Source organism: Sphingomonas changbaiensis NBRC 104936, from assembly GCF_000974765.1.
In the GTDB taxonomy this organism is placed as follows: Bacteria; Pseudomonadota; Alphaproteobacteria; order Sphingomonadales; family Sphingomonadaceae; genus Sphingomonas_B; species Sphingomonas_B changbaiensis.
Map to the genome: position 1 here is coordinate 84,478 of NZ_BBWU01000042.1, position 13,415 is coordinate 97,892.

Annotated in this window: 10 protein-coding genes; 8 read left to right on the forward strand and 2 right to left on the reverse strand. The window is 67.5% G+C overall.

Annotated elements, in window-relative coordinates; translation table 11 throughout:
* Positions 1-114: 114 nt before the first annotated feature.
* A complete protein-coding gene (locus tag SCH01S_RS11010) occupies positions 115-2,925 on the forward strand; it encodes a TonB-dependent receptor (protein WP_046348854.1) in 2,811 nt (936 codons plus the stop codon).
* 166 nt (positions 2,926-3,091) lie between these two features.
* Here the strand turns inward: SCH01S_RS11010 and SCH01S_RS11015 are convergent, their stop codons facing one another.
* Entirely contained in the window at positions 3,092-5,842 is a 2,751-nt protein-coding gene (locus SCH01S_RS11015; protein WP_046348855.1) for a [protein-PII] uridylyltransferase, read from the reverse strand.
* A gap of 38 nt (positions 5,843-5,880) precedes the next feature.
* Between SCH01S_RS11015 and SCH01S_RS11020 the strand changes: the two genes are divergently transcribed.
* A complete protein-coding gene (locus SCH01S_RS11020) occupies positions 5,881-6,561 on the forward strand; it encodes a GNAT family N-acetyltransferase (RefSeq protein WP_046348856.1) in 681 nt (226 codons plus the stop codon).
* 133 nt (positions 6,562-6,694) lie between these two features.
* Here SCH01S_RS11020 and mutS read toward each other — a convergent pair whose 3' ends face one another.
* Positions 6,695-9,256, reverse strand: a complete 2,562-nt coding sequence (gene mutS / locus SCH01S_RS11025) for a DNA mismatch repair protein MutS (protein ID WP_046348906.1) — start codon at positions 9,254-9,256, stop codon at positions 6,695-6,697.
* A gap of 60 nt (positions 9,257-9,316) precedes the next feature.
* Between mutS and SCH01S_RS11030 the strand changes: the two genes are divergently transcribed.
* The 6 genes from SCH01S_RS11030 to SCH01S_RS11055 all read left to right on the forward strand — a co-directional run bounded on the left by SCH01S_RS11030 (position 9,317) and on the right by SCH01S_RS11055 (position 13,384).
* Positions 9,317-10,408: a type III polyketide synthase gene (locus SCH01S_RS11030; protein WP_084689519.1), complete on the forward strand. Its 1,092-nt coding sequence runs from the start codon at positions 9,317-9,319 to the stop codon at positions 10,406-10,408.
* Positions 10,405-11,088, forward strand: coding sequence for a methyltransferase domain-containing protein (locus SCH01S_RS11035; protein ID WP_046348858.1), 684 nt, complete (start codon positions 10,405-10,407; stop codon positions 11,086-11,088). The genes SCH01S_RS11030 and SCH01S_RS11035 overlap by 4 nt, the downstream gene beginning before the upstream one ends.
* Positions 11,067-12,140: an NAD(P)/FAD-dependent oxidoreductase gene (locus SCH01S_RS11040; RefSeq protein WP_046348859.1), complete on the forward strand. Its 1,074-nt coding sequence runs from the start codon at positions 11,067-11,069 to the stop codon at positions 12,138-12,140. Before SCH01S_RS11035 ends, SCH01S_RS11040 begins: the two co-directional genes overlap by 22 nt.
* Positions 12,141-12,171: 31 nt before the next feature.
* A complete protein-coding gene (gene msrB / locus SCH01S_RS11045) occupies positions 12,172-12,564 on the forward strand; it encodes a peptide-methionine (R)-S-oxide reductase MsrB (protein ID WP_046348860.1) in 393 nt (130 codons plus the stop codon).
* A 120-nt stretch (positions 12,565-12,684) separates the two neighbouring features.
* Entirely contained in the window at positions 12,685-12,948 is a 264-nt protein-coding gene (locus tag SCH01S_RS16485) for a hypothetical protein (RefSeq protein ID WP_046348861.1), read from the forward strand.
* Positions 12,923-13,384, forward strand: coding sequence for an aspartyl protease family protein (locus SCH01S_RS11055; protein WP_084689520.1), 462 nt, complete (start codon positions 12,923-12,925; stop codon positions 13,382-13,384). Before SCH01S_RS16485 ends, SCH01S_RS11055 begins: the two co-directional genes overlap by 26 nt.
* The last annotated feature ends 31 nt before the right edge of the window (positions 13,385-13,415 follow it).

Sequence of the window (13,415 nt, forward strand, 5' to 3'; positions counted from 1 at the left end):
CAAAAACGCCGCAACGCGTCGGGAAATCTCCCGGTGCGCGGCAGTGTTGTGGATGTTACGGTGCCGTGACTCTACACTCCGCCCCGGGAGCATGACGTTCGTGGGGAGGATGGGATGACGAAGTCGGCTTGGCTGCTGGGTGCGGCCTTTTTTACATTCGCGGCGCCGGGATTTGCGCAGGACACGCAGAGCGCGTCGTCGACGGCCGGACCGGCCGCGAGCGATGCCTCGGACCAGGTCGCCAATGCCGGCGACATTATCGTCACCGCCACCCGCCGCGCCGAGGCGCTGTCGGACGTGCCGATCGCGGTTTCGGCCGTGTCGGCGGAATCGCTGCAGAACTCCGGCGCCAACGATATCCGCCAGCTGAACCAGCTCGCGCCGTCGCTGCTGGTGTCGTCGACCGGCTCCGAAGCGAACGGGTCGGCCCGCATCCGCGGCATCGGCACGGTCGGTGACAATCCGGGCCTCGAAAGCTCGGTCGCGGTGTTCGTCGACGGCGTCTATCGCTCGCGCTCCGGCATCGGCCTGAACGAGCTCGGCGAAGTCGACCGCATCGAAGTGCTGCGCGGGCCGCAGGGCACGCTGTTCGGCCGCAACGCCTCGGCCGGCCTGATCCACATCATCACCAAGAAGCCGAGCTTCGATTTCGGCGGCTATGGCGAGTTCAATTACGGGAATTATAACTCCATCCGCGCCGCGGGAGCAGTGACGGGCCCGATCACCAAGACGCTCGCTGCGCGATTGGACGCCGTTTATGTGAAGCGCGACGGCTTCTATCACGACGTCACCAACAACACCGACGTCAACGACCGCGATCGCTATTTCGTGCGCGGCCAATTGCTCTACGAGCCGAGCGATGACCTGTCGGTGCGGATCATCGGCGACTACACCCACCGCGACGAGAAATGCTGCGGCGCCGTCTATATCGACCAGACGGTGAACCCCGCCAATCGGAACCTGCTCGATCCGACCAAGAACACGATCATCCAGGCGCTGCTGGGCCTGGGCGAGCCGGCGGCGGCGTTCAGCAATCCCTTTTCGCGCAACATCTATCCGTCGCCGGGCCGCAGCTATCGGGGCATCACCAAGGATTGGGGCGTCTCCGGCGAGGTCAATTGGAAGCTTGGCGAGGCGAACCTGACCTCGATCACCGCCTATCGCGACTACAAGTCGAACCAGGGATCGGACACCGACTATTCGTTCGTCGACATCCTGTACCGCGCGCCCGGCAATGCGGCCTATCAGCGTGAATTCCGCACGTTCAGCCAGGAGCTGCGGCTGCAAGGCTCGGCATTCGACAAGAAGCTCGACTGGCTGATCGGCGGCTATTTCGCCAACGAAAAGCTCGACCTGACCGACAATCTGAAATTCGGCACCCAATATGGCCGCTTCGCGACATGCCGGCTGGTCGGCGCGTTCGGCTTTCCGAGCAGCTTCTTCAGCCCGGGCAGCGCGGCGTGTCTGAGCCCGACCGGCCGCGCCGTCCTGAGCGGACAGCTGGCCGCCCAGGGCATTCCGTCACCGTTCGGCGCCGGCGGCCCGGCGATCGTGGCGGGCTTCGACCGGCTCGACGCGATCAACAATGTCGGCGATAACAATGCCCTTTATCGCCAGCGCGACACCAATTTCGCGTTTTTCACGCACAACATCTTCCACCTGACCGACACCTTCGACATCACCCTGGGCGCGCGATACACGCACGACCGCAAGAAGTTCGGGGCGACCTTCAATAACAACAATACCATCTGCCCCGTGCAGCAGGCCAACCTGACGCCGCTGCTGACGACGCCGCTGTCCGCGGCCGCGGGCGCGCTGATCAACCTCAGCTGCCAGGGCAACGCGACGTCCGAGCTTAACGGCGTGTCGATCAGCGACCGGCGCGGCGAGAGCGAGTTCACCGGCACTGCGGTCGTTTCATGGAAGCCGTCGCCCGACTGGCTGGTGTATGCGAGCTATTCGCGCGGCTACAAGGCGGGCGGGTTCAATCTCGACCGCTCGGCGCTGAAGCCGCCGATCTTCCTCGTGAACGGCGTGCCCACCACCACGTTCGCCGCGGCGGGCGGTGCCCAGTCCCTGGTCGGCAACCTGCAGTTCGCGCAGGAAACCAACGACGCCTATGAGCTCGGCTTCAAATATTCGAGCCGCATGTTCTCGCTGAACGTAGCGGCGTTCCACCAGCGCTTCTCCAACTTCCAGCTGAACACGTTCAACGGCTCGGTCTTCCTGGTCCAGAACGTCAACGGCTGCAGCCAGGATCTGGGCGGGGCAGACCGCGACCAGGATGTCTCGCCGCTGCTGCCCAACTTCAATGCGGCCGCGAAGGCAACCGGCAGCTGCCCGGCCAACGACGTCGGCCCCGGCGTGCTGTCGACGGGCGTCGAGATCGAAAGCGCGATCCGGCCGACGCGCGACGTGTCGATCGGCCTGGGCCTGACGGTCGCGAATACGCACTATCGCCAGAACCTGGTCGGCAATGCGAGCGGCGTGCCGCTCGACCCGGCGCTGCGCGAGCTGCCCGGCCGCAAATTGTCGAACGCACCGGAAGCGGTCGCGACCGGCTCGTTCACCTGGACGCCGCCGATCGGCGACGGCGGCATTACCGGCCTGCTCTATGTCGATGGCCGCGTCACCAGCGACTACAACACCGGGTCCGACCTCTTCCCGCAGAAAGGCCAGGATGGCTTTGCGGTGTTCAACGGCCGCATCGGCATCCGCGGCCCGCATGAGCGCTGGGCGGTCGAGGTGTTCGTGCAGAACATGTTCAACAAGAACTATGCCCAGGTCGCGTTCAATACGCCGTTCCAGGCGGGGCGCACGATCGCGCCCTTCACGACCGCGGAATATCCGGGCGCCGCCCAGATTTTCTCGGCCTTCCTGGCGGAGCCGCGCACCTACGGCGTGACGGTCCGCACGCGGTTCTGATCAGGTCCTCCCCTCAGCTCTGCTGAGGGGAGGGGGACCGCTCGGCCCAGCCGAGTGGTGGAGGGGCCGACCGCGGCACGGGCGGAAACACCCTCCGCTTCGCTCCGGGCCCCTCCACCATGCTTCGCATGGTCCCCCTCCCCAAGCGAGCTTGGGGAGGATTTGCTTACGCCGCCGCTTTCTCTCCCGCGGTGCCTTCCGCCGCCTCCAGCAGCCTTTTCTCCAGGCTCTTCAGCCGCGCAGGCGAAGTGATCTTAGCGCCGATCAGGTCGGTGACGTAAAAGGTATCGACCGCGCGCTCGCCATACGTGGCGATATGGGCGGAGTGGATCGTCATCTTCGACTGGAACAGCCCGTAGGCGAGCGCGTGGAGCAGCGCGGGGCGGTCGCGGGCATTGACCTCGACGACCGTGAAGCGGTTCGACGCGCGGTTGTCGATCAGCACGTTGGGCGCGATCGGGAACGCCTCCGCCCGCACGCGCGGTAAGGGCTTGGCCGCCAGCCGCTCCGGCAGGCGCGTGCGGTTGGCGAGCGCGTCCTCGATCGCCGCCTTCAGCCGCTCCAGCCGGCTGGCTTCGTCAAACGGGCGGCCGAACGGGTCCTGGACCAGGAAGTTGTCGAGCGCCATGCCGTCCTGCGTCGTGTGAATGCGCGCGTCGATGATGCTGCCGCCGGCCAGATGAATGGCGCCGGCGATGCGGTAGAACAGCCCCGGATGGTCGCTCGCATAGACAGTCACCAGCGTCGCGCCGCGTTCGGGGTAGACGGAGGCGGCAATCGACAGCTGCTGGTCGCCGGCAGCGGCGACGTGCCGGGCGTTGGCTTCGAGGATGTCGATCGGTTCTGCGATCCAATAGGCCTCGGGCAGCCGGCGCGCGAGGGCCGCGAAGTCGGCATCCGGCCAGCCGAGCCCTTCCGCCACCGCGCGCTGCTTCGCCTCGACCCGTTCCTTGCGCCCGGTCTGCTTGTGGCCGAGCCGCAGCACTTCCTCTGCGCCCTCGAAGATGTCGGTCAGCAGCTGGCGCTTCCAGCTGTTCCAGACGCCGGGACCGACCGCGCGGATATCGACGATCGTCAGCACCAGCAGCAGCTTCAGCCGTTCCGGACTCTGCACCGCCTCGGCGAAATCGAGGATCGTCTTGAAGTCCGAGAGATCGCGCTTGAACGCCGTCGCCGACATCAGCAGGTGATGACGCACCAGCCAGGCGACGGTCTCGGTCTCGGCCGGGGAAAGCCCGAGCCTCGGGCAGAGCTGCTGCGCGATCTCCGCCCCCAGCACGCTGTGATCGCCGCCCCGGCCCTTGGCGATGTCGTGCAGCAGCACGGCGACATAGAGCACGCGCCGCGAGACGATGTGGCGGATGATCGCGGTGGAAATCGGATGTTCGGCTTTCAGCGCGCCGCGGTCGATCTGCGCGAGCAGGCCGATCGCGCGGATCGTATGCTCGTCGACCGTATAGTGATGATACATATCGAACTGGGTCTGGGCGACGACCCGGCCGAAGTCCGGCACGAAGCGGCCGAACACCCCGGCCTCGTTCATCCACCTGAGCACCGTCTCCGGATCGCGCGGGGAGGTCAGCACGTCGAGGAACAGCGCGTTCGCGCGCGGATCGCGGCGGACCTTCGCATCGATCAGCCGGGCGTCGCGCCGGGCGGCACGGACCGCGGCCGGGTGGAGTTCCAGCCCATGCTTGTCCGCCAGCGCAAACATCTCGATCAGCCGCACCGGATCCTGTTCCAGGAAATCGTCGGACGGCAAGGCCAGCCGGCCCCGGACCAGCTTGAATCCGTTCAGCTTGCGCGGGCGGCGCGGGATCGCGGCGAGCGTGAAGCGGCGTCCCGGCCGGGCGAACTGCTCGTCGAGATGGTCAAGGAACAGGCCGGTCAGATCGCCGACCGTTTTCGCCTGCAGGAAATAATAGTGCATGAACCGCTCGACCGCCGATTTTCCGGGTCGGTTCGCGTAACTCATTCGCTCGGCGATCTCGCGCTGATAGTCGAAGGTCAGCCGTTCCTCGGCGCGCCCGGCGACCATGTGCAGGTGGCAGCGCACCGCCCAGAGGAAATTCTCGGCGCGCTGGAATTGATGCAGCTCTTCCCGGGTCAGCAGCCCCGCATCGACAAGGCCGGCGACCGAATCGACGCGGTGGACGTATTTGCCGATCCAGAACAGGGTGTGGAGGTCGCGCAGGCCGCCCTTGCCTTCCTTCACGTTCGGCTCGACGACGTAGCGGCTGTCGCCCATGCGCCGGTGCCGCTCATTCCGCTCCTCGAGCTTTGCCGCGACGAATGCCTTGTCGGTGCCGGCGACCACCTCGCGGTGGAAGCGCGCAATGCCTTCGTCGTTGAGCGCCTGGTCGCCCCAGATGAAGCGGCTCTCCAGCAGCGCGGTGCGGACGGTCAGATCGTTTTGCGCCATCCGCACCATGTCGTCGAGCGAACGGCTGGAATGGCCGACTTTCAGCCCCAGGTCCCAGAGGGTGTAGAGCATCGACTCGATGACCTGCTCGACCCAGCCGGTCTGCTTCCAGGGCGTCAGAAACATCAAGTCGACGTCCGAATAGGGCGCCATTTCGCCGCGCCCGTAGCCGCCGACGCCCAGCAGCGCGATCCGCTCGCCGGCCGTGGGATTGCCGAGCCGGTACAGCCGCTGCGTCGTGAAATCGAAGGTGAGGCGGAGGATCTGGTCGACCAGGAACGCCTGCGCGCTCGCCGCCTCCAGCCCGCGCGACGGATTAAGCGTCAGCCGGTCGGCGATCTCGGCGCGGCCCGCCTCGAGCGCAGCCTTCAAAAGCGCGACCACCTGTTGCCGCAGGGCCGCTTCGTCCCCCTCCAGCGCCGCGATCGAGTCCGACAGCGCCCGCCGATCGATGATCGCGCGTCGGTTGGGAACGGAGTCGAGGCGGCCGGCCATCCAGACTACATAGGAGCACAGATGCGAAAGGGGGAGTTGTGACCGATCATCCACTCGACCGTCCCGTGTGGAATGCGCTAACGACGCGGCAGGCGGCGCTTAGCGTCGGCGATGGTCGCGCTCGGCGGTATCGTCCGGAGATCAATCTGTTCGCCGCGGGGGCAGAGCCCTCCGAGGCCTGCGCCGAGGCGATCGGGCGCTTTCTGGCTGATGGCGGGCCGATCGGGCTGGTTGAGGCGGCGCCCTTCCCTGCGATCCCGGGCGGGCGCGTGGAGAAGCAGGCCATCGTCAACCAGATGGTCGCGACGGCATCCCCGGGCGTGGCGGAAGCGTTCGACTATCTGGTGCTGGGCGGTGCCGATGCGGCGGAGATGCTGGCGCTGGCGACGCTGACCGCGCCAGGCCCGTTCTTTGCCGAGACGCACCGGATGGGATATTTCATCGGCGTGCGCGAAGGCGGGCGTCTGGTCGCGATGGCAGGCCAGCGGATGCGCGTGCCCGGGTTCACCGAAGTGAGCGCGGTGTGCACCCATCCGGAGTTTCGCGGCCGCGGCTATGCCGGCAAGCTGATGCGCGTGCTGATCGAGCGGATCGTGCGCGAAGGCGATGCCGCGTTCCTGCACGTTTACCCGGATAATGCAGGGGCGATCGGGCTTTACGAAGCGCTGGGGTTCCGGCTGCGGGCGGAAATGATGTTTACGGTTCTGGCGAAGGCTTGATCCTCCCCTGCAAGGGGAGGGGGACCGCTCGCGAAGCGAGTGGTGGAGGGGTGTCACAGCCCGAGTTCTAGTCTGAAGCGCTGACACCCCTCCGTCGCGCTTCGCGCGCCACCTCCCCTCTAAGGGGAGGAGCTTATTCCCGCGCCATGCTCTTCAGCCGGTACAGCACCTCCAGCGCCTCGCGTGGCGTGAGGGCGTCGACGTCCAGTCCTTCCACCTCGGCGCGGATCGCGTCGCATTCGGCGTCGTCGGCCTGCGCCGTGGCCGCGAACAGGGGGAGGTCGTCCAGGCCCGCGGCGATGCCGCCGGTCTTTTCGCGGCCGGATTCCAGCTTCTTCAGCACGTCGCGCGCGCGCCCGAGCACGGGCGGCGGCAGGCCGGCGAGCTTGGCGACGGCCAGGCCATAGCTGCGGTCGGCGGCGCCTTCCGCCACTTCGTGGAGCAGGACGAGATCGCCTTTCCATTCGCGCGCGCGGACGTGATGGAGCGAGAGCGCGTCGAGCGTGCCGGCGAGGCGCGTCAGTTCGTGATAATGGGTCGCGAACAGGCAGCGGCACCGATTGAGGTCGTGCACCGCCTCGACCACCGCCCAAGCGATGGCGAGGCCATCATAGGTCGAGGTGCCGCGGCCGACTTCGTCGAGGATCACGAAGCTGTGCGGGGTCGCCTGCGCCAGGATCGCCGCGGTCTCGACCATTTCGACCATGAAGGTCGAGCGACCGCGCGCCAGATTGTCCGACGCGCCGACCCGGCTGAACAGACGATCGACCAGGCCCAGCGTGGCCGAAGCGGCGGGAACGTAGCTGCCGGTCTGGGCCAGCACGGCGATCAGCGCGTTCTGGCGCAGAAAGGTCGACTTGCCACCCATGTTCGGCCCGGTGACCAGCCACAGGCGCGCGTCTTCCGACAGCCGGCAATCGTTGGCGACGAAGCGCGCGCCGGCCTTGGCGACCGCGGCCTCGACGACCGGGTGACGTCCGGCCTCGATCTCCAGGCACGGATGCTCGACCAGCGTCGGGCGGCACCAGCCGCCTTCCACCGCGCGTTCGGCGAGGCCGGCGGCGACGTCGAGCCGGGCAATCGCGTCCGCGGCGGCTGCAATGGCGTCGCGGCGGGCGAGCGCCTGCTCGCTCAAATCCTCAAGATGCGCCGCTTCGGCGGCGAGCGCGTGGGCGCCGGCCTGGGTCACGCGCAGCGCCTGCTCGTGGAGCTCGGGCGCGTTGAAGCGGACGACGCCGGCGAGCGTCTGCCGGTGGGTGAAGCCGGATTCCGCCGCCATCAATTTGTCGGCGGCGCGCGCGGGCACTTCGACATGGTAGCCGAGCACGCCGTTGTGGCGGATCTTGAGCGCCGGAATCCCGGTCTGGTCGCGGTAGCGCGCCTCCAGCGCGGCGATCGCCCGCCGTCCCTCGCCGCCGAGGCTGCGGAGCTCGTCGAGCGCCGCATCATAGCCTTCGGCGATATAGCCGCCTTGCGACGGATCGAGCGGCGGGTTCGGAATAAGCGCGCGGCTCAACACGTCTGTGAACGCGGCATGACCTTCGAGAGCGGGAAGCAATTGCGCGAGAAGCGCCGGCGGCTGGTCGATCCGGGCGAGCCGGTCGCGCAGCTGGCGCGCCTCGATCAGTCCGTCGCGCAGCTGGGCGAGATCGCGCGGGCCGCCGCGCTTCGCGACCAGCCGCCCGAGCGCGCGGCCGATGTCCGGCATCGCCCGCAGCGCGGCGCGGGTGGCGTGGCGAAGACCATCTTCGTGAAAGAGCGCGACGAGGTCGAGCCGCGCCTGGATGCGGGGGCGATCGGTGAGCGGCGCGCCGAGGTCGCCGGCAAGCAGCCGTGCGCCGGCGCCGGTGACGGTGCGGTCGATCGCGTCGAGCAGGCTGCCGCTGCGGCCGCCGCCCTGCGCCTGAGTCAGCTCCAGGCTCTCCCGCGTGGCGGCGTCGATCAGCATGTGCTCCGAAGCGGAGCGATGCTGCGGCCGCTGCAGGAACGGCAGCGCGCCCTTGCCGACATGCTCCAGATACGCGACCAGTCCGCCCGCCGCGGCTATGCCTGGCCGGCCGAACTGGCCGAGCCCGTCAAGCGTTGCGACGCCGAACAAGCCACACAGCCGGCGCTCGGCCCCGGTGCTCTCGAACGACGCGCGGGGCCGCTCGACCGTCGCTCGGCCCCAGCCTTCAGGCGCGATCACTTCGGCGGCGGCGTAATGGGCGAGCTCGGCATCGAGCAGGTCCGGCGCGATCTCCGCGATCTCGAAACTGCCGGTCGAAATGTCGGCGGCAGCGAGGCCGAGCATGCCGCCGATCTCCGCGAGCGCCACCAGCCAGTTCGAACGGCGCGCGTCGAGCAGCGTCTCTTCGGTCAGCGTGCCCGCCGTCACGAAGCGGACGATCGCGCGCTCGACCAGCGCCTTGGAGCCGCGCGCCTTTGCCTCGGCAGGGGACTCGGTCTGCTCGGCGATGGCAACCCGGAAGCCAGCCCTGATCAGCCGGGCGAGATAGGATTCGGCGGCATGGACCGGCACGCCGCACATCGGGATCGGCGCGCCGTCATGTTCCCCCCGCGACGTCAGCGCGATGTCGAGCGCGGCGGCGGCGGCTTTCGCATCGTCGAAGAACAGCTCGAAGAAATCGCCCATCCGATAGAAGAGCAGGCAATCGTCCGCTTCCGCCTTGAGGCGCAGATATTGCGCCATCATCGGCGTTGGGGCGCTGTTCATGTTGGTTCGATTAGCGTTCGGCGCCCGGCTTTCCAACGGGTGCGTTATCGGTCACAGTCGCAATCCACAGAAAGAAAGAGCCGGGTGGCCCAGGCGTTCATCAATGCGATCGGGACTGCCGTGCCCGACCACGACATTCACCAGGCCTTTATCGGCTGGGCGCTGGACAGGATTCCGGACCCGCGCCAGCGCAAATTGTTCGATCGGATGGTCGGGCGCAGCGGGATCGAGCATCGCTGGTCGGTGCTGCCCCGCGCCGACAATGGCGGAACGCCGATCGAGCCCGGCGGCTTCTATCATGGCGACATGCTGCCGAGCACGGCGCCCCGGATGCGGCTTTACGGCGAGGTCGCGCCGGCGCTGGCGCTGAAGGCGATCGGCGGCCTCGAATTCGATCCTGCCGAGATCACCCATATCGTGGTCGCGAGCTGCACCGGCTTTGTCGCGCCCGGCGTCGACCAGATCGTCGCGCGCCGGCTGGGGCTGCGCCCGTCGGTCGAGCGGCTGCTGGTCGGCTATATGGGCTGCTATGCCGCCGTGGTGGCGCTCAGGAGCGCGCGGCACATCGTGCGGTCGGACCCGAGCGCGAAGGTGCTGGTCGTCACCGTCGAGATCTGCTCGCTGCACCTGCACGAGATGCACGAAGTCGAGTCGCTGCTGGCCGGCCTGCAGTTCGGCGACGGAGCGGCCGCGGCGCTGGTCACGGCCGAGCCGGACGGGATCGAGATCGACACGCCGTTCGCGACGACGCTCGCCGAATCCGACCGGCTGATCCGCTGGGACATCACCGACGAGGGGTTCGCGATGCACCTGTCGGGCGAAGTGCCGGGCCGAATCGGAGCCGCGCTCGCCGAACCGGAGCTGCGCGAAGCAATCGTCGATGGCGGTGTCGATCAATGGGCGGTGCACGCCGGCGGCCGCTCGATTCTCGATGCGGTCGAGAATTCGCTGCAGCTGCCGCCCGATTCGCTCGCCGAGTCGCGCGCGGTGCTGCGCGATTTCGGGAACATGTCGTCTTCCACGCTGATGTTCGTGCTGGCGCGGCTGTTCGACCGGCCGATCGAGCGCGGCGTCGCGATCGCCTTCGGGCCCGGCCTCGCCGCCGAGGGATTTCGGTTCCGCAGCGCATGACCCTCGCAGTCCGCAGCCTTGCCGATGAGCAGATGGATGCGGAGGAGCTGTCCGCATCGGATTATGCGGCGATCATCGGCGACCTGGCCAAGGCGAATTGGTGGACGATGGCGGCGCGGCCGACGCTCTCATTCGTCGAGCGTGCGACCAAGGGCCGGCCATTCCGCCTGCTCGATGTCGGCTTCGGGCATGGCGACATGCTGCGCACGATCGCCCGCTGGGCCGAGCGGCGCGCCCAGACATGCGAGCTGGTCGGCATCGACCTCAACCCGCGCAGCGAGCCGGCGGCGCGCGCGGCGACGCCGTCCACTCTCCCGATCCGCTATGTGACCGGCGACTATGTCGAGCTGGCCGGCCAGCCGTGGGACCTGATCGTCTCGAGCCTGGTCGCGCATCACATGACGCACGCGCAGCTGGTCGCGTTCCTGCGCTTCATGGACGCGACCGCGCAAATGGGCTGGCTGGTCAACGACCTGCACCGCCACGCCTTGCCGCATTTCGGCTTTCCGATCCTCGCCCGCCTGATGCGCTGGCACCGCGTCGTCCGTGAGGACGGTACCTTGTCGATCGCGCGGTCCTACCGCCCCGCCGAGTGGCCGCCGATCCTGGCCGAGGCGGGCGTCAGCGCGCGGGTCTATCGCGCGTTTCCGTTCCGGCTGTGCGTCGAGAAGATACGATAATCCTGGGCGGCGGGCCGGCCGGCTCGGCCGCCGCGATCACGCTCGCGAAGGCCGGGGAGCGGCCGTTGGTGCTCGAACGCCAGCGCGAAACCGGCGACGCCTTGTGCGGCGGATTCCTGAGCTGGCATAGCCTGGCGCTGCTGGAGCGGCTGGGCATCGAAAAGTTGCGCGGCGCGACTGTCGATCATGTGCGGCTGTTTTCACCAAACGGCTCTGCGAGCGCGCGACTGCCGCGCCCCGCGCTCGGCCTCTCCCGGCGGCAGCTCGATTCGCGCCTGCTCGCACACGCCGAAGCGCTGGGCGCGCGGGTCGAACGCGAGGTGACGGCGCGCGCGCTGGACGGCTGCACGATCCGGACCGACGGCGAGACCTTCGCGCCCGACCGGCTGCTGCTGGCGACCGGAAAGCACGACGTGCGTGGCGGCGGCCGGCCAAAGCCGGACGGCGACCCGGCGCTGGGGCTGCGCGTGCGGCTCGGGCCCGCGCCGGCGCTGACGCGGCTTGTCGACGGCGCGATCGAGCTGCACCTGTTCGACCGCGGCTATGCCGGGCTGGTGCTGCAGGAAGACGGCAGCGCAAACCTGTGCCTGGCGGTGCGCAAGTCCCGGCTGAACGAGGCGGGCGGCCCCCGCGCGCTGCTGCACGCGATCGGTCGCGACGTGCCCGCGCTCGGCGAGCGGCTGGCCTGGCTGGCAGACCAAGCCGCCATCGATGCGATCGCCTCCGTTCCCTATGGCTGGCGCGCGACCGGAACCACGCCGGGCGTCTACCGGCTCGGCGATCAGGCTGGCGTCATGCCGTCACTGGCGGGCGAAGGCATGGGGATCGCGCTGACGAGCGGCCTGCTGGCCGGCGAAGCGGTGCTGGCCGGTCGCCCGGCCGAGGCGTTCCAGCGCGACCTGGCGCGCCGCACGGGCCGGCCGATCGCCGTCGCGCGTGCGATCCTGGCGTTTGCGGAGCGGCCGCCCAGAGCGCCACTGCTGGTCCGCACGATGCGACTGGCGCCGGGCCTCGCGACCCTGCTCGCCCGCGCGACCCGCGTCGGCCATTGAAGCGCCGCGCCCATTGGCCCACATTGCCGCCATGGAAAAGCTCGACCTTCCCGAATCCGAGTGGCGCAAGCGCCTGACGCCCGAGCAATATCATGTGCTGCGCGAAGCCGGCACCGAACGCGCCTTCGCCGGCGCGCTGTATGACAATAAGGCGCAAGGCACGTACCGCTGCGCGGCGTGCGGCGCGGACCTGTTCGCGAGCGACACCAAATATGATTCGGGATCGGGCTGGCCGAGCTTCACCCACCCGTTCGCGCCCGGGGCGGTGACCGAGCACGAGGACGTCAGCCACGGTATGCGCCGCGTCGAAGTGCGCTGCGCGAAGTGCGACGGGCATCTGGGCCATGTTTTCCCCGACGGCCCCGGCCCCGACGGGCTGCGCTACTGCATCAACAGCGTGTCGCTGGATTTTAAGCCGCAATAGGAAAGCCGCACGGGAGTCCGTCCCGCTTTCGAGTCCGTTCGTCGCGCCAACTACTCAGCTCGTCGTGACAGCGAATCGTTCGCCTGATACGATTCGTTCGTCGGGGGAACGGAGACAGCGATGGCGACGATCGAAAAAACACAGACGCTCGTAGCCAACTACGAAGCTTTCGAAAGAATGTTGCCTAGGCTTCTTCTGGAGGCGCCTGGGCAATATGCTCTCTTAAGGGATCAAGCCCTGGTTGGAACTTATCAAACTGCTGCCGAAGCCCAAGCAACGGGGCATCGGAGCTTTGACGACGGCCTGTTTTCGGTCCAGAAGATCAAAGAGGGCGCGGTTAGCTTGGGCTACTTCTCGTATGCCAGATATTGTCGGGTCGCATAACGGGTCCCAAGTTTTCGTCTCCGTTGTTCTCCTGCCGATTACTCGGTTTGAGGATACGATCGGACCGGGCGCACTCGGACGATCCCTTAATATGCAGGTTCTATGTGCGCTCGTGGATACAGGTGCGCAGGTCACCAGCATCACTGAAAAGGCGGCTCAGAAGCTCAATCTCGAACCTTCTGGGATCGTGGGGATCCAAGGGTTCGGCGGCCCAAGCTATCACAATTCCTATATATTCAAGCTTGGCTTTGTGGATTTGAAGCAAAGCGAGCTAGGCTATCATCAACCTTTCTTCCATCTGCTGGACCGGGAAATTGAAGGTCCGGAGTTCGATTGCGGGGTGGATGCCGAGTTCGACGTGCTTCTAGGTATGGACGTGTTATCAATCGGCACTCTAACGATCTCGAATACCGGAGGTTTCAAATTCTCCTTTTAACCAAGGGTGACCGCCTAAATTCTGAGCGAAA